General features: G+C 46.2%; 15 protein-coding genes and 2 tRNA genes. 9 read left to right on the top strand and 8 right to left on the bottom strand.

From position 1 onward, the window contains the following. The first annotated feature begins 12 nt into the window (after positions 1–12). The 5 genes from AAE250_RS05905 to AAE250_RS05885 all read left to right on the top strand — a co-directional run bounded on the left by AAE250_RS05905 (position 13) and on the right by AAE250_RS05885 (position 7249). The gene (locus AAE250_RS05905) at positions 13–1959 is read left to right on the top strand and encodes a fimbrillin family protein (RefSeq protein ID WP_294602832.1); all 1947 of its coding nucleotides are present in this window, start codon (positions 13–15) and stop codon (positions 1957–1959) included. A 298-nt stretch (positions 1960–2257) separates the two neighbouring features. Further along, positions 2258–2345 (top strand) — tRNA-Ser (locus AAE250_RS05900). A gap of 224 nt (positions 2346–2569) precedes the next feature. Then, positions 2570–3313, top strand: coding sequence for a DUF6577 family protein (locus AAE250_RS05895; RefSeq protein WP_294602835.1), 744 nt, complete (start codon positions 2570–2572; stop codon positions 3311–3313). Beyond that, the gene (locus AAE250_RS05890; RefSeq protein WP_294602838.1) at positions 3294–4367 is read left to right on the top strand and encodes a nucleotidyl transferase AbiEii/AbiGii toxin family protein; all 1074 of its coding nucleotides are present in this window, start codon (positions 3294–3296) and stop codon (positions 4365–4367) included. The genes AAE250_RS05895 and AAE250_RS05890 overlap by 20 nt, the downstream gene beginning before the upstream one ends. Before the next feature lie 290 nt (positions 4368–4657). Next, positions 4658–7249, top strand: a complete 2592-nt coding sequence (locus AAE250_RS05885; RefSeq protein ID WP_294602840.1) for a beta-mannosidase — start codon at positions 4658–4660, stop codon at positions 7247–7249. A gap of 58 nt (positions 7250–7307) precedes the next feature. On the opposite strand, the gene AAE250_RS05880 is transcribed toward AAE250_RS05885, so the two are convergent. The 6 genes from AAE250_RS05880 to AAE250_RS05855 all read right to left on the bottom strand — a co-directional run bounded on the left by AAE250_RS05880 (position 7308) and on the right by AAE250_RS05855 (position 15385). Beyond that, a complete protein-coding gene (locus tag AAE250_RS05880; RefSeq protein WP_294602843.1) occupies positions 7308–8081 on the bottom strand; it encodes a LytR/AlgR family response regulator transcription factor in 774 nt (257 codons plus the stop codon). Next, positions 8074–9102 (bottom strand): sensor histidine kinase, encoded by a 1029-nt coding sequence (locus tag AAE250_RS05875; protein WP_294602846.1) that lies wholly within the window; start codon positions 9100–9102, stop codon positions 8074–8076. Before AAE250_RS05875 ends, AAE250_RS05880 begins: the two co-directional genes overlap by 8 nt. A 28-nt stretch (positions 9103–9130) precedes the next feature. Beyond that, the gene (locus AAE250_RS05870; RefSeq protein WP_294602848.1) at positions 9131–10417 is read right to left on the bottom strand and encodes a TolC family protein; all 1287 of its coding nucleotides are present in this window, start codon (positions 10415–10417) and stop codon (positions 9131–9133) included. Between the two features lie 2 nt (positions 10418–10419). Beyond that, on the bottom strand, positions 10420–13452 hold the full coding sequence (locus AAE250_RS05865; RefSeq protein ID WP_294602850.1) for an efflux RND transporter permease subunit: 3033 nt from the start codon (positions 13450–13452) through the stop codon (positions 10420–10422). A gap of 2 nt (positions 13453–13454) precedes the next feature. Then, on the bottom strand, positions 13455–14504 hold the full coding sequence (locus AAE250_RS05860) for an efflux RND transporter periplasmic adaptor subunit (protein WP_294602852.1): 1050 nt from the start codon (positions 14502–14504) through the stop codon (positions 13455–13457). Between the two features lie 176 nt (positions 14505–14680). After that, complete coding sequence (locus tag AAE250_RS05855; RefSeq protein WP_294602854.1) at positions 14681–15385, bottom strand: NigD-like protein; 705 nt, start codon at positions 15383–15385, stop codon at positions 14681–14683. A gap of 180 nt (positions 15386–15565) precedes the next feature. Here AAE250_RS05855 and AAE250_RS05850 point away from each other — a divergent pair, with 180 nt between their 5' ends. Together AAE250_RS05850 and AAE250_RS05845 are read left to right on the top strand one after the other, a co-directional pair. Further along, positions 15566–16114 carry an RNA polymerase sigma factor gene (locus AAE250_RS05850; RefSeq protein ID WP_294602866.1) on the top strand — a complete coding sequence of 183 codons (549 nt, stop codon included), beginning with the start codon at positions 15566–15568 and terminating at the stop codon, positions 16112–16114. Continuing rightward, positions 16115–17461 (top strand): outer membrane beta-barrel protein, encoded by a 1347-nt coding sequence (locus tag AAE250_RS05845; protein WP_294602855.1) that lies wholly within the window; start codon positions 16115–16117, stop codon positions 17459–17461. Here the strand turns inward: AAE250_RS05845 and pflA are convergent. Further along, entirely contained in the window at positions 17458–18183 is a 726-nt protein-coding gene (gene pflA / locus AAE250_RS05840; RefSeq protein ID WP_294602858.1) for a pyruvate formate-lyase-activating protein, read from the bottom strand. The two genes, AAE250_RS05845 and pflA, sit on opposite strands and share 4 nt — an antisense overlap. A gap of 1 nt (position 18184) precedes the next feature. Continuing rightward, positions 18185–20413: a formate C-acetyltransferase gene (gene pflB / locus AAE250_RS05835; protein WP_294602861.1), complete on the bottom strand. Its 2229-nt coding sequence runs from the start codon at positions 20411–20413 to the stop codon at positions 18185–18187. Between the two features lie 375 nt (positions 20414–20788). Here pflB and AAE250_RS05830 point away from each other — a divergent pair, with 375 nt between their 5' ends. Further along, positions 20789–21226 (top strand): DUF6078 family protein, encoded by a 438-nt coding sequence (locus AAE250_RS05830; RefSeq protein WP_294602863.1) that lies wholly within the window; start codon positions 20789–20791, stop codon positions 21224–21226. A 386-nt stretch (positions 21227–21612) separates the two neighbouring features. Next, a tRNA-Ser gene (locus tag AAE250_RS05825) sits at positions 21613–21697 on the top strand. The last annotated feature ends 253 nt before the right edge of the window (positions 21698–21950 follow it).

The following is a 21950-nucleotide window of genomic DNA, read 5'->3' as shown; positions in this document are numbered from 1 at the left end:
ATGGAATATAGTATGAAAAGAAAGTTATGCTTTAATTTGCTTCTGGCGGTTGTTGGTATGCTAATGTTTGGCGGATGTAGCCAAGATGATGAATCCAATGATCCTAAAACAGGTAAGCCTGTAGAAATACAGTTCATCGTGAGTGGGATTTCGGACTATGATGATACGTCGGCCGAAACACGCGGCTCTTCTGCGGAATCTTTTACGGTATCTGTTCCTATGAACGATGATTACGAGATAGAGGCAACGTTTGCTCCTCGCAATACGGCGCAGACTCGCGGGACAGGAAGCGCTTTGGCCGAAAATACTTACTATCGTGTAATGGCATATCAGGGAGGAACGGTTTATAGTGGATATGCTGATTATAAAATAGTAGGTGGAAAGTCGGAGTTACAAGGAGGAGGTTTGAGTTTGGTCAGCGGACAGTATAAGTTTGTTGCTTACTCGTATAATAATAGTGATGCCATTTCGGAAGCTCCGGACGAAAGCGACGATATAGACAAAGTTACGGTGAATGTAGATGATGACTTCCTTTATTGGCGTTCCGAACAGCTTACGGTCAGCGAGAATATTGCTTTGTCTGTCAGCTTCCGGCATTTGTTTCCACAGCTGGAAGTGACATTGGATGCGACTGAGTTTGGCTCTGATTTTACCAATGTAAAAGCTGCCATAACTGTTAATGATGGAGGAGCACTAGCTAAGGAAGCAGAATGGACGGTTCTCAGTGAAAATGATGTTGTTGACAATTATAGCACGTCTGTGGTAGAAAGTACGGCTGATAATTTGAAGTTTGAGAGTATAAGTGGTCAGAAAATAACGAGTAATGCCAAGAGGTTCATGTTGTTGAATCAAGTGGATGGCAGTGTGGGTTTGTATCTTAAAGTAGCTTCGACGTTTGCCAATGGGGCGAAATCTGACAAGTCGCTTTGGATTGCTACTGCAAATAAACTGAAAGCCAATACTGCGTATACATGTACTGTGAAGTACTCGTTGAGAGATATTCATATGGAGGAGAGTGATGGACTACAATATCCTTATGGAGGTGGAAATTGTTGGGTAATACCTCTAGATTATTCAAGGGAACGGATGTATTCGTTTCCTGCTTATGAAGGACGTACTCAAAATAAACCGGGAACGACCGTTAACGGTGGCTATACACGTGATATAGCTAAAGTTGTGTGGAGTTATGATTATTTTGGGGGTGAATGTGCAGACCTGATAAAAGATCTTACTTATGATTCGGGTACAAATCGAGTACGATTTAAGGTTGGAAGTGGGAAAGAGGGTAATGCTCTTATTGCAGTATATAATAGATCCAGTAATGTTATTCTTTGGAGTTGGCATATTTGGGTGGTAGGGGATAGCAGAAAAATACTGTCAACTCCGATAGTACTAAGTAATGGAGCTCGTCTTATGGATCGTAATCTTGGTGCATATGCCAATACTAACACGGAGTATTATAGCTTGTACTATCAATGGGGACGTAAAGATCCGTTGATGGTTGGTGGCTTGACGAGCGTAGACCAGGGGGCGCAGCCTATAGTATGGACAATTATGCATCCAACTGGATTTCCTGCAGCCGATATATGGTATCGCGACGGAAACTTATCGTTGTGGAATGATGATCCGACTAGCCTTGATATGCTTAAATACAATCCATGCCCTAGAGGGTGGACACTAGGGAGTAGTTCTGATTATTCTCTCTCTTATACTTCTATTGATTTTGAAAATGGACGATTCCTGGGAGAGGATGGTAGTGGTACATATTTTCCTTTTACAGGCTACATGAACGCTAGTGATGGCGTGCTGACAGACTATAAAGAAAGAGGATATGCTTGGGTGTATAGTTCACCTGATTGGGGGGGGCGTGTTGTGTCTTTCAGGTTTGACAAAGGTGGTCCGAGCACTACTCCGACTTCCCTAGGTAGGGGACTGCCGGTACGTTGTGTTCAAGAGTAATTTATATAAAGAACAATTCCAAGCCATGACTCAACAACTGGCAAAAAAGGCATCCCCCATTCTGTGGAAATTGGCAAAAGTGGTGGTGGTTTGTGTGCCTGCCTGTCTTTTAATATTTTCTATAGGTCTTATCACTTTGCCGTTTGTGATGATAGAATATTGTTGTAATCTGGGTAAATGTTCATTTGTTTCGGGCGAGTAGGGGAGGGAAGTAAGCGGACAGTAAGAACTTTTATATTTTATTTGCCCGAATATTTGGTAAATCCGAAAACTTCCCCTACTTTTGCGCCCCGAAAGAGGAGAGATGCTCGAGTGGTTGAAGAGGCACGCCTGGAAAGCGTGTATACTCCTAAAGGGTATCCGGGGTTCGAATCCCCGTCTCTCCGCAGAAACTCCTAAGACAAAAGAGGTAAAACAGGACAAGTCCTACAATATCAACGTATTGTGGGACTTTTTTTACAGGTCAGTTAAGTTGCATAAAAAATATGTTCTTTTGTTCTTATGTCTAAAATTACCTGTCTTTGTTAAAAGCAAGACTAAATCTTCCTTTGTTGGCAAAATACTTTGGATTTTGACAGAAATGATGTAGTTTTGCAGCAATCTCAAAAGTATGACAACAACCGAAGCTATATTAAACTATGCAGCTATGCAGAGAGGAACTTTTCAGCGGAAAGATCTTCTCCGTGATATTGTCAGTAAACAGGCAGATATTAAGGAAAGAGCGGTAGATTTGCAGATAAACCGTCTCATTGCCTCCGGCATACTCCTTCGCAAAGGACGTGGCGAGTATCTGTTGGCCGAGAATAGCTTGCCAGAGTTCGTTTATGAGCCCTCTGAAATAGAAAAAAACATTTTCCAGAAGCTGAGGAAACTATTCCCCTTTCTCGATATGTGCATCTGGAGTCCTAGAGTCCTTTCTTCTTTCATGCTCCATGTGCCGAACATTGGCTATACGTTTGTAGACGTGGAAAAAGATGGTATGGAACCAGTCTTCCATGCCTTGCAGAATATGAACCTTAGTCGGAACATTCTCCTTGCGCCATCAGCCAAAGACTGCGAGCGTTATCTGACAGGGACGGATGCTATCGTGGTGCGTCAGCTGATTGGGCAGTCGCCACTGACCGAAGTAGATGGCAACACCGTGCCTCGCATAGAAAAGATTCTTGTAGATGCCATTGGTGACTACGAATTGCTGTTTGCAGGTGGTTCTGAGATATACAATATATACGAATACGCACGTGAGAGAAACAATGTCAATATGAGCAAATTGATGAGATATGCCTCTCGCCGTAACCGTAAAGAAAAAGTTGAACAGATTGTTGACGCTATAGAATATGATAAATCCAAAGAGTAGGTCCATTGAATGGATAACAGATGCAGCCCAGCATTTGGGCGTCCATGACATCGCCTTGGTCGAAAAGACCATCCGTGCGTTTTCGCTTCTTGAGGCATTGGCACGTTCCGGTTGTCCATTCCTGTTCAAAGGCGGCAGCTCGCTCATGCTTCACCTAAACACCAGCAAGCGTCTGTCAATAGACATCGACGTTATTTGTCCTCTTGGGACTGTGATTGAGAACTATCTTAATCTATATGCGCAGGAATATGGTTTTGGCAAAGTGGAGCTTGTGGAACGCATCTCTCGCACAGATGTACCGAAGCAACACGCCAAGTTTTATTACGAGGTGAGTTATCCCGGCAATGGCGGACAAGACAAGATTCTGTTGGATGTGCTTTTCGAGGAAACGCATTATTCCCGGATTGTATCTCTGCCAATACAGAGTCCGTTGCTTATAACAGAGGAGCCTCCCGTCATGGTTAATCTGCCGAGCCATGAAGATTTGTTGGGCGACAAGTTGACAGCCTTTGCTCCTCACACCACAGGCATACCGTTCTTCAAAGGCGAAAAGAAATGCACAATGGAAATCATCAAGCAACTCTTTGACGTGGCATCTTTGTTCGACATCACGGACGACCTGACGGTCACACGAGAGACCTTCTGCAAATTCGCTGCGACAGAACTTCAATACCGTCACCTACAACCTGATGACATCCAGCAGGTATTTGATGACATCTACCAGACCGCCCTTTGCATCTGCGTGAGAGGTTTGTATAACCCAGACGAATACAAACTTCTGCAAGATGGCATCAGCCGTATCGGCAACTTCATCCACAGCGAGAAATATACCCTTGACTCTGCCATCGTGAATGCTGCCAAAGTGGCTTACTTGACTAAGCTTTTAGTAAAAGGATTCAATGAAATCCGTCACTACAGCCCTGAAAATCTGAGTGAATTGTCATCCCAAGTTCTACAACTTCCCATACCAACAAAACTCAATAAGTTGAAGAAAACTCATCCTGAGGCTTTCTTCTATTGGAATGAAATACAAGTAATGGAACAACGGTTATGATGTGGCAGCAATATTTCAATACATATCTTTTTCATATAAATGCGGTTAGCATCAAACTTAATTTCTTTTATTGTATCCATAACCTTCCTATGATTTTTAATTTCGTGTCATAAATGTAGGGATATAGAAATAGACCTACAAATAAAGTATTAAGAATATGTTTTGCATTCTTAGTCCATTCTACATTGAGCTTTTTCATTTTAGTATCGTCTTTTGGCAATAATATATCATAAAGTCTGCCTGCTATTGTCTACCTTTGCCTTTGTAAAACTTCAAAAATACGAGTAACTATGAGACACATAATTATGAAATTAAGAACAGCTATTGTTGCTGTCGGGCTATTGTCGGGCAGCACTTTACTTGCCTCGGTTCCATTGGTGAAGAATCTTCATGAAGGATGGAAATTCAAACAGGCACGACTGACGAATTGGTATCCGGCCACCGTACCGGGAGTAGTTCACACCGACTTATTGCAAAATAAGATCATTGAAGACCCTTTCTTCCGCCTGAATGAGCGTGGGTTGCAATGGATTGACAAGGAAGACTGGATTTATGAAACCCACTTCACGCTGACTGCCGACATGAAGCAGAAGGAGAATCTGGATTTGGTATTCGAAGGACTCGACACCTATGCCGATGTCTATCTGAATGAAGAATGCATACTGAAAGCAGACAATATGTTCCGCCGTTGGTCTGTTCCCGTCAAGCAATATATAAAGGAAGGGGACAATGTGCTGAAAGTCTATTTCCACTCACCGGTGAAGATCGATGCACCTAAATGGGATGCGCTGCCTTACCACTATCCGGCATCCAATGACCAGTCGGAGAATGGCGGACTACTCGATAAGAAGATCAGTGTATTTGCCCGTAAGGCAGGCTATCATTATGGTTGGGACTGGGGACCGCGCCTGGTTACTTCCGGCATCTGGCGTCCCGTATATCTCCGTGCTTGGAGTGATTCGCGCATCGATGACGTGTTTATCGAACAGAAACAGGTGAGTGCAAGCAAAGCAGTGATTGCCGGCCATGTGGAACTGAATGCCGACAAGGACATAAGCGGTGCTATTGTCACCATCACCGATGAGGTTACCGGCAAGGTACTTGGCAAGCAGCAGACCGATCTGAAGAAAGGAATAAACCAGATTACCGTAGACTTCACCCTCAACAAGCCTAAACTCTGGTGGAGCAACGGGCTGGGAGAACCTCATCTTTACCGTTTCCGTACGGACGTTACCGCCAATAAAGAACTCCTGGACTCAAAAACCGAGAAAGTAGGCATTCGTTCCCTGAAAGTCATCCACCAACCTGATAAGGACGGACACACCTTTTATATAGAGCTGAACGGACGCCCAGTATTTGCCAAAGGCGCCAATTACATTCCGTGCGATAACTTCTTGCCGCGTGTCACTCCCGAAATCTATAAGAAGACGATTCTTGCTGCATCCGATGTCAATATGAATATGCTTCGTATATGGGGTGGAGGTATTTATGAGAACGATCTCTTCTATGACTTATGCGACGAGCACGGCATTATGATCTGGCAAGACTTTATGTTTGCTTGTAGCATGTATCCCGCCGAAGGCGCACTGTTGGAGAACATTCGTCAGGAAGCCATTGACAATGTAAAACGCCTGCGCAACCATGCCTGCATCGCTTTGTGGTGTGGCAACAACGAGTGCCACGATGCTTGGCTGGGCTGGGGCTGGAAAGCGGGAATAGAAAAGCAGAACAAAGCATACGCCGACAAAATCTGGGCGCAGTATCTGCAACAGTACCACGTCACCCTGCCCGAGGTAGTGAAAGAATATGCTCCCGAAACATTCTACTGGCCTTCTTCTCCGTTTGCCTTCGAAGGCGAGATGTCCGGTACTACCGATGGCGACCGCCATTACTGGGACGTTTGGCATGGTAAAGTGCCCATTTCCGATTATGACAAGGAGAAGTCCCGCTTCTTCAGCGAATATGGCTTCCAGTCTTTCCCGGAATTTGAATCGGTGAAGCGCTATGCTCCCGATCCCGAAGACTGGGATATCCGTTCGGAAGTCATGATGTCTCACCAGCGTGGTGGCGAGCATGCCAACGGACTGATTGAGACTTATCTGCTCAATGAGTATAAGACGCCGCGCAATTTCCAGTCGTTCCTCTATATGAACCATGTATTGCAGGGCGATGCCATCAAGACGGCTATCGAATCGCACCGCCGCCAGATGCCGTATAATATGGGAACACTCTTCTGGCAGCACAATGACTGTTGGCCGGTGGCCTCCTGGGCAAGCCGCGATTATTACGGACGGTGGAAAGCACAGCATTATTATGCCCGCAAGGCTTTTGAGGACATCCTGATATCTCCTATATTGGAAGGAGATGATTTGAAGGTGTATGCAGTTTCCGACCGTATGAAGGGGACTTCCGGCAAACTGCAACTGCAAGTCTGCCACTTCGACGGAACGGTGGTGCACGATTGGAATAAGTCTGTCAGCATTCCCGCCAATGACAGCCGTGTCTGCTTCTCTGCTCCGCTGGCCGAAGTACTGAAAGATACGAAAAAGAGCGAGGTGTATGTTCGTGTAGTCTATGCCGATAAATCCGGTAAGACATACACTAATAACTATTACCTGGGCAAGCAGAAGGAAATGAACTATCCGAAGGTCAACTTGACTACCGAGGTTCATCCCATCGAAGGTGGATACGAGGTAACGGTTGCTGCTGATAGATTTGCCCGTGCCGTATTCTTATCCATTGCGGATAACGAAAGTGTGTATAGCGATAATTACTTTGATATTCAGCCAAATGGCCATGTGAAGGTGCAGGTTATGACTCAACTGCCTGCTGAGGAATTCAATAAGACGCTGAAACTGACTTGTCTGAATAATGAATTTTGATTATAAGGATGTGCATTCTATGTTTCTACGCAAGTAAAAACGTAGAATGCACTATCAGTTAGAAATTAAGCCATTGTTTGAACGCAGATAGTTTTTCTTCACTGATTGTAATCTTGCTTTTATATGGCGGGCGTACAGTGACGGTGATTTTACCGTTGAAATATGGTTCGGCATGGTCTATGGCGGTGATGCAGAGGATGACTTGTCGATTGGCACGGAAAAAAAGGTCGGGGTCGAGTTGTTCCATCAACTTACTCAGAGAGAGGTTAATGATATGTTCCTGACCAATACGGGTAACGGCAAAAGTGACCTTATTTTCTGAATAGAAATAAGCTATATCGCCCACTTGGAGGGACCAGAAGCTATCTACTCCTGAAATAAGGAAGCGGGTACGATATTGCTTGTCACGGGGTTGCAGTGCATTGAGCAGTGTGTTCAAATAGTCATCCGGCATAGAGCGGTGGTTGCTTCGCAACGCTTCATATTTTGTAATGGCATCCGATAGTCGCTGTTCGTCCACAGGTTTCAGGATGTAGTCGATACTGTTGACTGTAAAAGCACGGACTGCGTATTGGTCGTAGGCGGTAGTGAAGATGATGGCGGAAGAGGGGTGTGCTGCAGACAGGAAATCGAATGAATTACCGTCTGCTAATTGTATATCCAAAAAAATAAGGTCGGGATGCGGATGAGACTCAAACCAGGCAATAGAGTCGTCTACACTACCCGGCAGAACAGTGATAGTCCATTCCGGTCGGATACGTGAAACCATAGAATGCAGCAAGCGGGCAGCCGGCACTTCATCTTCGATGATCACTACATTTTGTTTATTCATATAGCAACGGGACTTTTACGGTAAATAGATTGTCGAGCGGAGGCTCGATGATTATGTTTTTGCCGGACATCAGCATGCAACGTTTGGCAAGATTCTGCAAACCGACCCCGGAGGAAGAAACACCCTTCTTAGGATGTACGGGATTGCTTATTACCAGATACTCATTTTCTATTAGTATGGTGATGGTCATTGGCTTGCTTTGGGTGATAGAGTTGTGCTTAATGACATTCTCGACTAACAGTTGTAGGGTAAGCGGTGGCAATTGGCACTCCATGTCATCAGCCGGAATGTGGCATTTACAGTTTAGACAGTTACCCAAACGTACTTCGTGCAGAAAAAGGTATGAACGGGTAAATTCCAACTCTTCGTTTAGAGTAACTAATGTTTTATGTTGGCTTTGCAGTACATATCGGTAAACGCTGGATAAATGTTTGGTGAAACTTACGGCATTCTCCGGATTATACTCAATCTCGGCAATCAGAGTGTTGAGGCTGTTGAACAGGAAATGCGGATTGAGTTGGTTTTGCAACGCTGTATAGCGGGCTGTATCGTTTTCTGCTTGTAGCTTTGCTGTCTTTTTCTGTAGTTTCAAGGCGTTCAGCATGGAGCGGTTGGCAAGCAGCAATCCTAAAATAACTAATTCTACAAGCCATACGCCGATAAGTACCTGCCAGCCGCTGCTTTGGACTATGGTGAAGGGATGGGATGCTCCTGCCAATATTTTTGCAAAGGCCATCAGGCTATAATTCAGCAGAAGATACAATAGCATCACGGTAATGTAAATGGTAGGTATCTTCCATCGGGAACGTATGTTGACGGTATATTGCGTGTTAATCCATGAGCTGATACGTAAAGTGGAATATCCCAATACATTGAAAGCCAGTATAAAGAATATGAATGCTCCACCGGAATAAAGTTTATCAGCTATGGAAATCCGGTCGGCAGAGTTTACCAACAATAGGTAGGAGAATGCACCTATCCCGGAGAATAGCAGAATGTATATCAGGTTGTTCCATTTCATGAGGGCAAAGTTATTAATAAATTCTTATCTAATACTTATGCAAGGCTTTAATTAGGGCTGAATAGTAACCTTGTGCCGATGCTTTGGCTTGTACATGATTTATTTGTGAATTCTGCCGATAATTCTGGGCTTCGATGACTTCGACAACAGATACCTTTCCTTCGACGTAGCGCTCAAGCGCCTTCTGCTCGTTTTCGCAAGCCTTTTTCAGGGAATTGCTTGTCAGACTGACTTGCCGGATGGCTTGTATCAAGGATGTTTGCGCTGTCTGCACTTCCAGGTTTATCTCATCGGTCACTTTGTTCAGATGGTCGTTGGCCATACCCGTCTTCCAGGTAGAAGCACGTTTCTCTTTCCGCCGTTTCCCCCATTCAAAAATGGGTACGGATAGTTTGGCATATATGGCATAGTTGGGGTCGAGATCACTGCGGAAGTCATAGCCGGGAGAAGAGTAACTACCGTCTATACCAATATATAGTTGTGGCTTATATTTGGTGTTGATCAGACGGGAATTGGTTTCGGCTATTTTTATCTGGTCTTGTGCTATCATCAGTTCAGGGCGGGAGGCACCGTCGGATAGCAACAAACTATCGGGAAGAATTACGGAAGGAATTGTATCATCGACCTGCGTATCGGCTTTTAAGTCTGCTCCAATCAGAGAATTGAGTGCCATGCGTCCGGTGTCGAAGTTACTTTGAGCTTGGAGCAACTGGTATTCTGCTTCGTTCAATTTAACTTCTGCCATAAGCAGGTCTTGCGAGTCGACAAGTCCTACGTCAACACGCTCGCGGATAGTTTGTGTCAGTGAAGCGATGGAGTTACGGTAATCGGTGGCTATTTGCATGAGTTCGGCACGAGCCACGGTGTTCCAATATTGAATATCAGTTTGGTAACAAACGGATGATAATAGCAGGTCGGCCTGGTGGATGGTCAGAGACTGCTGGTGTTTTGCCATGCGGATGTTTTCGAGGATACTGCCTCCGGTGTAGACAGGCTGCAACAGAGTCAAGGATGTTCCATATTTCATGTTCCGCCCCTCAAAGTTCAGAGGTGCTTCTGCCTGGGGCAGGATGGCAGTCAGCTTTAGAGGATTTCCGGTGTACTGAAAATTAGCATCACCGGACAGTTTGGGTTTCAGGTCTGCTCGGGCAGCTTTTACCAGCTCAATGCTGGAAGCGATGTTCTTATCCGCCGCATGCAGGTCATGGTTATACTCTAAAGCCATGGACCTGTATTTCTCCAGCAACGAACTTTGCTGAGAGAATGCGGACGGAACACACAATGTAAAGGCGAATATGCAATATAAGGTTTTCATGCTTATTTGGTTTTTACTTTATAGAATAAGACGTAGAGGGTGGGGGTTACAAACAAAGTCAGTAATGTTGCAAATGTCAGTCCGAAGATAATAGTAGCCGCCATGCCACGGAAAGCAATATCGAACAGTAACGGAACCATACCCAAAATGGTAGTAGTGGCTGCCATCAATACAGGGCGGGTTCTGGAAACAGTGGCTTCGATTACTGCGGTGTAAGGTACTGTGCCACTCTGCCGTTGTACGTTGATTTCATCAATCAGCACAATTACATTCTTTATGATCATGCCTAGCAAGCCCAACCAACCTGCAATAGGGAAGAATCCGAAATCGAAACCGGTAAGCAGCATGCCGATAGCAACTCCGATAAGTGATAGCGGAAGTATGCAGAGAATGATTATCGGTTGACGGAAGTTGCCGAACAATGCCACCAATATCACTATCAGCATCAAGAATGCCAATGGGAAGTACTTGGTGATGGCCTGTATCGCTTCTCGCTGGTCTTTGAACTGGGAATCCCAGAAAAAGGTATATCCTTCGGGCAGCTGAATGTTTTCTATCTCTTTGCGGATTTCGCTGTGCACTTCTGCCATGGTATGTCCCGGCTGCACACCGCACATAGCTGCCATAGATAACTGGCGGTTGTAAGTGCGTATTTGCGGAAACTCCCAAGTAGTTTCAATACACTTGGTGACTTGTGAGAGCGGAGCCGACCGTTCGCCGTTCCATACGTAGAAATTTCCCAAAGAGTGCGTGTCTGTGATATCATAGCCTTCGGACTTCAGCAAGACGGGCACTTTCTTCTCGTTATCCCGATAGATACCTATCGGAGTACCGTCACTAATCGATTTTACGGACTGCATCATTTGTGCTTTGGTTATGCCGAGTTCTCCCGCTTTAATGGGATCATAGACAGGACGGAGCATCAGCGACATATTGCCCCACTCATTGCGTGCATCGGCTACTTTGGGGTTACGGCGCATGATTTCAATGGCTTCGCCAGTAAGTGAATCCAATACTGCCGGATCGGGACCGAGGAAGCGGGCTTCGATAACAGCTTCTGTGAGTGGACTTAACTCGAACTTATTCACTTTGATAAGCGGCTCAGGAAACTTCAACCTGATGGAGTCTTGCAACAAGGCATTCAGTCGGCGGGAGTCTTTGCCTGTGTGGCATTTCACGATGAGTTGTGCATAGTTACTTTGCGGACCGAATGATACGTTTGCTAAATAGTAACGTGGCGGCGTACGGCCGATATAAGCAGAAACCATTTCAGTTTCATCTTGTAGTTCGATGTAACCGGCTATTTCGTTTGCCAGTTTATCGGTTTCGTTGATGTTGCTTCCTTCGGGCAGCCATATATCCAGTGTAAAGTATTGTTTGTCGAGGGAGGGAACGAAGACCTTCGGTATAAACCTAAAACTCCATGCCGAGAGTACCAATAGCAATACCATGCAGCCTATTGTCATATAACGGTATCTGATGACCCGGTGCAGAGAGGTGCGGAAAAGGTTGTAGTACTTTCCTTTGAATAAATCCGCAGACAATTCTTCCGGCCTTGGTCGACGCACAAACTCCTGGATAAAGAAGGGCGTTTGTGTCAAGGCAAACACCCAACTGAACATGAGTGATACGCCGATAACGATTACCAGCGAGGACAGTAGCTCTCCTGTAATGTGCGGTGAATAATAGATAGGCAAGAATGTGAGGATAGCGATAACCGTAGCTGCCAGTAGAGGTAAGGCGGTGGAAGAACATGCGCGCATGATAGCTACGCGCTTGCGCATGCCGCGCTGCATGTTTACGAGTACGGAGTCAGATACCACGATGGCATTGTCTACCAACATTCCCATTGCTATAATGATGGCCGCCAACGACATTCGTTGTAATGCGATGTTTGTGGCAAGCATGACAATGAGAGTGGCAAAGATAGAGAATACCAAACCACTGCCGATGAGCAGTCCGTTCTTGAAGCCGATAAAGAAGAGCAGGATGGCTACCACGGTGAGTACAGAGATTATCAAGTTCAGGATGAAGCCTTGGTTGGCTACTGCCGACTCATACCCTTGATCGTAAACAGAGATTAGTTCGAACCCTTGCGGCATGGTTTCTGCCAGTTCGTCTACTCTTTGTTTTACGGCTTCTGCCATATTCACTACATTGCCGGTGGGGACGGTAGAGATGGCGATGCCTACAGCTTCTTGCCCGTTGATGCGCATCAGGTTGGTGGCGGGTGTTTGGTAGCTCTCTTCAATCTGGGCTATGTCTGCCAGGCGGAAATGCTCACCGCTACGCGATACGATGGTTAGGTTGCGGATGTCGTCCAGTGAATAGAAATTGCCTGTAGACTCTATGCGGATACGGTTGATTCCGACATCTATTCCTCCAGCATCTACCACTGTGTTCTGTGCGTCGAACGCATGGGCTATGTCGGCTGTTGTGATGCCGCTGCGTGCCATGACGGAAGGGCTGACGGATATGTCGATGGTAGGAGTACGGACTCCATATATTTCTACCTTGGCCACGTCTTTTACTTTGAGCAGTTCGTTTTTGATGAGCTTGGCTTCGTCTTCCAATTCGCGGTATGTATGGCCCTTGCCGGTCAGACCGTAGAATACTCCCAGCACATCGCCGAAGTCATCATTAACTACTGACGGTCCGGCTCCGGCAGGCAACTTGCCTTGTACATCATTCACTTTACGGCGTAGTTTGTCCCAAAGCTGCTGCATTTCGTCGGCGCGGGTTTCTTTCTTCACATAAACGGTGATTTTGGATAGCCCTGCACGATTTTCTGTTTTCAGATAATAGAGCTCTCCGAGTGCTTGGATAGATTCTTCCAATATATCGGTGACTTGTGCTTGTACTTCCGAGGGAGATGCACCCGGATAAGGAGTCAGTACCAGCGCTTGCTTGATAGTGAAGGGAGCATCTTCCAGTTTGCCCATTTTAGCATAGGCAAGCAGACCTCCTGCCAATACCAATGCCAACAGTAACAGGGTGACTGCTTTCTTCTGCAAAAAGTATTTTACCAGTTTCATGATTATTCAGTCTTAGAGATGGTGGTTACTTTCATTCCGTCCGAGAGGAAACGGAGACTGCTGACAGCTACTGTCTCACCGGCTTTCAACCCCCGGCTGATTTGGACATAGCCGTCCGGTAACAGTTTTTTTATCTCAACCTTTCTGAGACTAACGTCTTTTGTCAGGGGATGGACTGCCCACACATAGTCCCCTTCCGAAGGACGGTGACAGAGCGCTGCCTGGGGGATGCAGACCCCGGACGAACGCTCTGCCTGCGGAATGTCCAATACCGCTTTGCCGGACATACCCGCCAGGAGGTCACCGTCTTTATTGGGAAGAAAGGCTGTCAGAAGATAGGAAAGATTGTTTTGAGTAGTTCCTTTGGATACTTCGGCAATGTGTGCTTTGAATGTTTTGTGGGGCATGGCATCGAAGTATACCTGCATGCTATCCATCTTTTGTGCAGCGTAGGCAATATCTTGTGTAACATAGATTTCTATTTTGAGTTGATGTATATCAATGAATGAAAGAACGGGTTGAGTAGCTTTAACATCCTGATATTTCTCTATATATACCTCACCTACATATCCGGTGAACGGAGCTGTCAGGCGAGTATCTTCCAATTCATAGGCAGCTGTTTTGAAAGCTGTTTTCGCAGAGGCATAATCGGCTTTTGCTTTTTCGTAGGTGCTGGCTGAGATATTCTCTTTCTGGTATAATACTCGGATGCGTTCGAATTCTGCCTTTGCCTGCTGATACACGGCCTCGGCACGTTCTTTACGGATTTGGAAGTCACGTGGATCTATTTTGGCGATAATTGTGCCTTGTTTGCATTGATTTCCTGCATAGACGTCCAGATGGTTTATGGGGCCGCTTACTCTGAATGATAGTTCAGAAGTGCGGAAAGGTTGGGCGATAAAAGGGAATTCTCTGCTATCTTTGCTGGAGAGTGTAGAAGCATCGGCCGTACGAACCAGCAGGTTTTGTTCTCTTCTTACATCTTTTCCGCTGCATGCATAAAGCAGGAAAACAATGCCGGATAATAAAATGGGATGTACTTTTGTTCTCATGTCTCATTTAATTTTTGAGCAAAAGTAGCAAGGTGTCTGGACATAATCCGGGAAGAATTTGCTGAAGCCGGAAAAGACGGTTCCGAAAGCGGGAAAAAGGAAGCGGAGTAACATGTTAGTCATGTCACTCCGCTCTTCATTGAGATGTTAAAATAGTGTTTTCCAAGGAGAGAGATTTAATTCTCTTCTTTCTTGATGTCGATAGTAGCAAAACGTTCACCATCGTATAAGCTCTTTACACGGATGCGCAATCCTTTTTTCCCTTCCAGCAGTCCGGCTATATTATCCAGTTTGAAAGAAGCCAATCCGGTACCCAATAGCTGTTGGCTATCATTGAAGGCATTGTGGCGGAACTCCAGATTGACGTAATCCGGTTTGTCGTTTTCGCCGGTAGATGCTTCATTGACAATCAGGTTCAGCATGTGCTTCTTGTCTGTGTCATTGCTGTGGTAGAACTGGTATTTGATGTTCAGATAATCGCCCGTAACCCAGAAGTCGGTGGCGTTGATGCGGTCGTCTCCAATGCTGTCGTTCTTTTCGGCAGGCATGAAGTAGATGTCTTTCGTCAGGATGTTTTCGATATGTCTGATTTTGGCATTGTACTCATACCCTGCTACTTTATCTGTCAGTTCATCGAAGTAGACAAAGGCACGTTGACCGTCCACTACGGCGTAATTGTGAACATAAGTGGTGTCGCCCGGATATAGTTTACTCCCTTCATCCAGCGCGAAATAATAATCTCTCCCTTCGATGACCTTCACCGTGCCGATAGCAAACAGAGGATTGTCTTTGTCATCCCAATCGTCTAAGCATGATTGCAGCATAGGCATGGTCAGGAATAAAAGCATCAATACTGCGAATGTCATTTTCTGTCTCTTCATAAATGGATAGGTTTTTACTTTTTTAAACTAATACTCTTCTTTGTATTCAGAAAATACGGTCGAGAGGCATTTACTGCACAGAAGATTGTTAAAGAATTGAAAGCATGATTTTCTTCTCTGGCCGATGCAGTACTTTTGTGCTCGTTGCATTTATAAGGTAAACACGTGTTAAGAGAAAGAATGGAAGAACAGGTACTGGCAGAACATTGCAGGCAAGGAGACAACTCGGCCCGCAAAGAACTGTATGAGCGTTACGCAGGACGTATGCTCAGCGTGTGCCTCCGTTATGCCGGCGACAGGGAGACTGCCGAGGACTTGATGCATGACGGGTTCCTGAAGCTTTTCGATTCTTTCGATAAATTCACTTGGCGGGGAGAAGGTTCCTTGCGTGCGTGGATGGAACGTGTGATGGTGAATACAGTGTTGCAGCATTTGCGGAAGAATGATGTGATGAACCAGGCATCGGCTTTGGACAGTGTGCCCGAAACCTACGATGAACCGGACAGCTCGACGATAGATGTGATTCCTCAGAAAGTGCTGATGCAGTTTATCAGCGAACTGCCCGCAGGCTACCGTACTGTATTCAACTTATATGTTTTTGAAGACAAGCCCCATAAAGAGATAGCTCAAATATTGGGGATTAATGAAAAATCATCGGCCTCGCAGCTGACACGCGCTAAAGCGGCTTTGGCAACAAAGGTGCGCGAGTGGATGAAAAGAAATGCATAAATGAAGGAACGTATGAAAGATGAATTGTGGTTGAAGAAGATAAAGGACCGGCTGGAAGATTATTCAGAACCGATGCCGGCTTCCGGTTGGGAGCGGTTGGAGAAGGAATTGTCTGCTACGGGGACTTCTGCCGATGAGCCTCTGATTGCCGGGCCGCGACGGATAGTGCCTTTCCGTCGGTGGGCAGTGGCGGCAGCTGCGGCGTTGCTGGTGGCTGTGTCGTCTGTCAGTTTGTGGCTGTTGCAAAGTCCGGTGGCAGATGAGGTGCGGCGTACGTCGGTGCCTGCTTTGGCTGCAATTCCGGATGATTTGCCCGAACAGACAGCACCCGCAGTACAGACTAATCCGGCGGAACCTATATATAAGGTACATGTAGGTTCGTCGGTGACAAACAATGCAGTGCGTCACTCTTTGGTGGCTCAGCATATAGAGATAGTAGCAGAAAAAGAACAGGAAGGAGAGCCTTTACCTGTTTCCGAAATAAATAGTGAGGATATCGGTCGGCAAGTTGAAGAACCGGTTGCAGAAAGTACAGAAGATAATACTACGGTTGCCCAGGACAGGGGGACTGAGCAAAGGACAGGAGAACGCTATCGTCCGTCGGGACGGGACAAACTGCATCTTCCCGCTGAGAAGAAATCTGCTTCTCAATCCAAAGGATGGGCTGTTGGCTTGTCTGTAGGAAATACGGGAGGTTTTTCATTGGCAAATGCGGGAGGAGATGAGAACTTATATCAGAGTATGGCACCCGGTAATCCGATTTATGGTGATAAAGTAGATCTGTCGTCTACTGCCAATGGTATTGTTAGTATTCCGAGTGGTCAGGAGTTAGTTTTTAAGGATGGTTTGCCTTACTTGCAAAGACGTGAAAACCAGATTGCTTCCATTGATCATAAACAACCGCTCAGTTTTGGCGTTTCAGTGCGGAAGAACCTGCCGAAGGGATTTTCGGTGGAGAGCGGTGTGACTTATACTTATCTTGCTTCGGACGTAAGGTTTGAAGGAAGTTCCGAAAAGTTGAGCCAGAAATTGCATTATATCGGCATTCCGGTGCGGGCTAACTGGAACTTTGTGGACAACAAGAATTTCACAATGTACGTTTCGGGCGGCGGTGCCATTGAGAAATGTGTGTATGGCAAGATCGGCAGTGAGAACGAAACCGTGAAGCCCGTGCAGCTATCTGTGATGGGGGCTGTGGGTGCACAATATAATATAAGTAACAGAGTGGGTTTGTACGTGGAACCGGGAGTATCTTATTTCTTCGACGACGGTTCGGCTGTGCAGACGATACGTAAAGAAAACCCGTGCAACTTTACGTTGCAGGCGGGAATTCGATTGACGTATTAATTCACTATTACATTCTCAAAATACTCCTTGAACAGTTGTTCTGCCCGCAGCAACTGTTCGGGAGTATTTTCTTTTACTTCCTTTAGCTGATATTCCAAGTCCATGGCTTCGTACTTGTGTACGCCCAGCCGATGGTAAGGAAGTATCTCTACCCGCTGTATGTTCTTGAAATCTCCCAAGTGCTTGCCAAGGCTGCGGATGTCTTCTTCAAAGTCACTATATCCCGGAACCAGGACATAGCGCAGCCAGAATGGGCGTGCATGCTCCTCCAGCCAGGCAGCGGTGCGGAGCGTCTGCTCATTGCCTCGTCCCGTCAGTGCACGATGACGCTCGGGGTTGAACTCTTTGATATCGAGCAATACTAAATCCGTTAAACCCAATAGTTCTTCTACCTTTTCATTCCAGATGCCTCCGTTGCTGTCCAGGCAGGTATGAATGCCGTTTGCTTTTAAATCCCTGAAAAGAGGAATCAGCGCTTCGGCTTGCAGGGTAGGTTCTCCGCCGGAGAAGGTGATGCCTCCTTTTTTCCCGAAGAACGCCTTCTGGCTGATGGCCATTTGCAGAATTTCTTCCGGGGGAGTGGGAGTGCCGCCTTTTATATCGATCGTATCCGGATTGGCACAATACAAGCAACGGAACGGGCATCCTTGAAGGAAAACGACGAGCCGGAGGCCCGGCCCGTCGAATGTTCCCATACTTTCGTAGGAGTGTACGTTTATCATATTACATTCTTTCGTGGAACGAACGGCTGATAACTTCCAGTTGGTGTTCGCGGCTCAACTTCACGAAGTTCACGGCATAACCGGAAACACGGATGGTGAGTTGCGGATATTTCTCGGGATGCTCCATGGCGTCTTCCAGCATTTCACGGTTCAGCACGTTTACGTTCAGGTGGTGGGCACCTTTAGTGAAGTAACCGTCCATCATCGTAACCAGATTCTCTACGCGCTCTTCCGCCGTGGGACCTAAGGACTTCGGAACGATGGAGAATGTATTGCTGATTCCGTCTTGTGAGTCGCGGTAGCGCAACTTGGCAACAGAACTCAAGGAGGCGATTGCACCGTTCTTGTCGCGTCCGTGCATCGGATTGGCACCCGGAGCGAAGGCAACACCTTTGGCACGTCCGTCGGGAGTGGCGCCGGTCTTCTTGCCATACATCACGTTGGAGGTGATGGTGAGCAGTGAAAGGGTGGGGCGGGCATTCTTGTAAACGGGCAGTTTCTTCAACTCCTCGCTGAAGTAATAAACCAGGTCTACACCGAGGTGGTCCACACGGTCGTCGTTATTGCCGAAGCAGGGGAAGGTGCCTTCTATGTCGAAGCCTTCCGTCAGACCGATTTCGTTGCGGCGGGCGGTGACTTTGGCATTCTTGATGGCAGACAGAGAGTCGATGGCGATGGAAAGTCCTGCAACACCGTAAGCCAGGTTGATGCGCGGGTTGGTATCGACGAATGCCATTTGTGCCTTTTCGTAGTAATACTTATCGTGCATGTAGTGGATGATGTTCATTGCTTCGTTGTAGACGCGGGCAATTTCGGTCAGCACCTTCTTATAATTAGCCATCACTTCTTCGAACTTCAGCGTGTCGCTGGTCAGCACGGGGATTCCTTTCACCATGACGGTACCGGTGTTTTCGCAACGTCCGCCGTTGATGGCAAGCAGCAATGCCTTGGCCAGATTGGCGCGTGCGCCGAAGAACTGGATTTGCTTGCCGATGGCCTGGTAAGATACGCAGCAGGCAATGCCGTAGTCATCACAGTTGCGTACTTCGCGCATCAGGTTATCGTTTTCGTACTGTATGGAGCTGGTGTCGACGGACACTTTGGCGCAGAACTCCTTGAAACCTTCCGGCAGTTCGGGGCTCCACAAGATGGTCAGGTTCGGTTCGGGAGAGGGGCCGAGGTTGTACAGCGTTTGCAGGAAGCGGAAGGAAGTTTTGGTCACTTTCACACGTCCGTCGTTGAAGCGGCCGCCGATGGCTTCGGTCACCCAGGTGGGGTCGCCTGCAAATATATCGTTATACGACTGCATACGCAGGTGGCGGACCATACGCAACTTGATGACAAACTGGTCGATCAGTTCCTGCGCAAAGGTTTCGTCAATCTTGCCATGAGCCAGGTCGTATTCGATAAAGATATCGAGGAACGAGGAAACGTTACCCAGTGACATGGCGGCGCCGTCTTGTTCTTTTACGGCAGCCAGATATGCCATATATACCCATTGCACGGCTTCCTGGGCCGATGTGGCGGGACGGCTGAGATCGAGCCCGTAATATTCGCCCATCACCTTGATTTCTTTCAATGCTTTGATTTGCTCTGCCACTTCCTCGCGCAGGCGGATGCGTGCTTCGGTCATCGGACCTGTCAGGTTGTGCAGGTCTTCTAGCTTGGCTTCGATGAGGCGGTCGATGCCGTAGAGGGCCAGTCGACGGTAGTCACCGATGATACGTCCGCGGGCATAGTTGTCGGGCAGACCGGTGAGGAAGCCCAGTGAACGGAAGGAGCGGATTTCTTCGGTGTATACGTCGAAAACGCCGTCGTTGTGCGTCTTGCGGTAGTGCGTGAAGATATCTTTTACTCTGTCGTCCACTTCCAGGCCGTTTTCGTGGCAAGCCTTTGCCACTACGTTGATGCCGCCGAAAGGTTTGATGGCACGTTTCAGGAGCTCGTCGGTCTGCAAGCCGACAATCAGTTCATTCTCCTTGTCGATATATCCGGCTTTGTGGGAAGTGATGGTTGAGATGGTGACATTGTCCAAAGAGCGGACTCCGTTATTGTTTCTTTCTTCTTCAAGTGCTTTCAGGCATACGTCCCAGATGCGTTTGGTACGCTCGGTAGGTCCTTGCAGGAAAGAGGCATCCCCTGAGTAGGGAGCGATGTTCTTACTAACGAAATCACTGACATTGATTTCTTTGTTCCAAAGCCCGTTGGTAAAGGTTTTGTTCAATTCCATAAATTCATTTTGTTAGTGGGTTAGAAATGTTATCCTTCTTATTGAGGGCGCGAAATTACGGAAAAATTTCCGTAATTGCATAGGAGATACCTTCCTTTTTATGTTGGACAGCATAAAATAACTATTATTAGGTAGTGATTATCCCCATAATATTCTTCTGAAATCTCTTTCTCAAAAAAAAGTTGCAAGGCATTTTACTCTCATACCCTCATAAAATCTCTGTATCCCTTTATTCATCGGCATTTGAAGTATGAGAGTAACTATGGTGGTAACTATGAGGGTGAGCGTTTGCTCTCATAGTTGCTATTTTATCCTGTATTCTCTCGTTGTCTGATTTATTATGCTTACCTTTGCAGGTAAAAAATCTTATATAATATGGAAATCTTTGATTATTCGCAAGTTCCTTATGGCTTTGGTCTGTGTGCATCTTCCGATTGTGCTAAAACTTCAACTTGCTTGCGTCATATCGCTTTGGAGCATGCTCCTGTTAAATATCCCTTCTTGCCTACCTTGACTCCGAATAAACTGAAGGCCATGCAGGGAAAATGTGAATACTATTGTCCGAATGATACAGTGCGTTATGCCAAAGGTTTTACACGTGCCATCGAATCCTTGACTGTTCGAAACTCCGATACTTTCCGTTGGCGACTTATTTCTCATTTTGGTAGAAAGAACTATTACCTTGTTCGCAAGGGAGACTTGCTGATAAAACCTGCCGATCAACAATATATCATCCGTATAGCTAAAGAATGTGGACTTCAACTCGATGATTATTTTGATGACTATGTAGACGCTTATAGCTGGGGAGGTTGAGTAAGAATATAGTTTCTTTTTGTGGTATGTATATCTTTTTTGTAGTTGATATATAATGTATTACAGTTTCCTATAGGTAGGAAACTGGCGTTTCTGTACGTGGAAACTACAATTTCCTATCGTTGGGAACGCCCGTTCCTACTAATGGGAACTGCAGTTTCTTATAATGGGAACGCGCGTTTCTGCTAATGGGAACTGTCGTTTCTGCTTGTAGAAACGGACGTGACTGTTTGTGGAAACGAATTCGTTTGCAGTACATGCCTTATTACATGGTTGACTAAATGTTGTCCAGATAATATTTTTATGTGGAAAAGTTTGTGAAATAAAAAAAGAGTTGTACCTTTGCACCGCTTTCAACGGAAAGTACTGCTTGAAGAAGTAGTTTTGGAGAGGTGGCAGAGTGGTCGATTGCGGCGGTCTTGAAAACCGTTGTGCTGCAAGGCACCCGGGGTTCGAATCCCTGTCTCTCCGCTGAACGTGCTGGACAGAAATGGTCAGCAAACGGACAAAAAGCTACAAATCAATGATTTGTGGCTTTTTTTATTGCCCGAAAGTCCTGCTTCCAAGACTTCAAAAGTACGGTAAAAGACAAAGTTTCGTTACTAAATCGTTACCTATTCCCTGCCGGACAAAAACGGTAACGAATTGTCCATAAATGACCTGATAATGACTATATTAGTCCATAGTCTGCATAACTCGAAAACGAGAGGTAAAAACTAATTTT

Origin of the sequence: Bacteroides sp. GD17 (assembly GCF_038448625.1) — a bacterium.
GTDB lineage: Bacteria > Bacteroidota > Bacteroidia > Bacteroidales > Bacteroidaceae > Bacteroides.
This window is presented reverse-complemented; position numbering and strand designations above follow the sequence as displayed.

Coding starts and splice junctions, on each gene's coding strand:
- pflA (WP_294602858.1), bottom strand. CDS start 18,183: ATGATAAACGTACACTCCTACGAAAGTATGGGAACATTCGACGGGCCG.
- AAE250_RS05880 (WP_294602843.1), bottom strand. CDS start 8,081: ATGAATAAACAAAATGTAGTGATCATCGAAGATGAAGTGCCGGCTGCC.
- AAE250_RS05845 (WP_294602855.1), top strand. CDS start 16,115: ATGAAGGAACGTATGAAAGATGAATTGTGGTTGAAGAAGATAAAGGAC.
- AAE250_RS05890 (WP_294602838.1), top strand. CDS start 3,294: ATGATAAATCCAAAGAGTAGGTCCATTGAATGGATAACAGATGCAGCC.
- AAE250_RS05855 (WP_294602854.1), bottom strand. CDS start 15,385: ATGAAGAGACAGAAAATGACATTCGCAGTATTGATGCTTTTATTCCTG.
- AAE250_RS05905 (WP_294602832.1), top strand. CDS start 13: ATGAAAAGAAAGTTATGCTTTAATTTGCTTCTGGCGGTTGTTGGTATG.
- AAE250_RS05885 (WP_294602840.1), top strand. CDS start 4,658: ATGAGACACATAATTATGAAATTAAGAACAGCTATTGTTGCTGTCGGG.
- AAE250_RS05875 (WP_294602846.1), bottom strand. CDS start 9,102: ATGAAATGGAACAACCTGATATACATTCTGCTATTCTCCGGGATAGGT.
- AAE250_RS05895 (WP_294602835.1), top strand. CDS start 2,570: ATGACAACAACCGAAGCTATATTAAACTATGCAGCTATGCAGAGAGGA.
- AAE250_RS05860 (WP_294602852.1), bottom strand. CDS start 14,504: ATGAGAACAAAAGTACATCCCATTTTATTATCCGGCATTGTTTTCCTG.
- AAE250_RS05870 (WP_294602848.1), bottom strand. CDS start 10,417: ATGAAAACCTTATATTGCATATTCGCCTTTACATTGTGTGTTCCGTCC.
- pflB (WP_294602861.1), bottom strand. CDS start 20,413: ATGGAATTGAACAAAACCTTTACCAACGGGCTTTGGAACAAAGAAATC.
- AAE250_RS05850 (WP_294602866.1), top strand. CDS start 15,566: ATGGAAGAACAGGTACTGGCAGAACATTGCAGGCAAGGAGACAACTCG.
- AAE250_RS05830 (WP_294602863.1), top strand. CDS start 20,789: ATGGAAATCTTTGATTATTCGCAAGTTCCTTATGGCTTTGGTCTGTGT.
- AAE250_RS05865 (WP_294602850.1), bottom strand. CDS start 13,452: ATGAAACTGGTAAAATACTTTTTGCAGAAGAAAGCAGTCACCCTGTTA.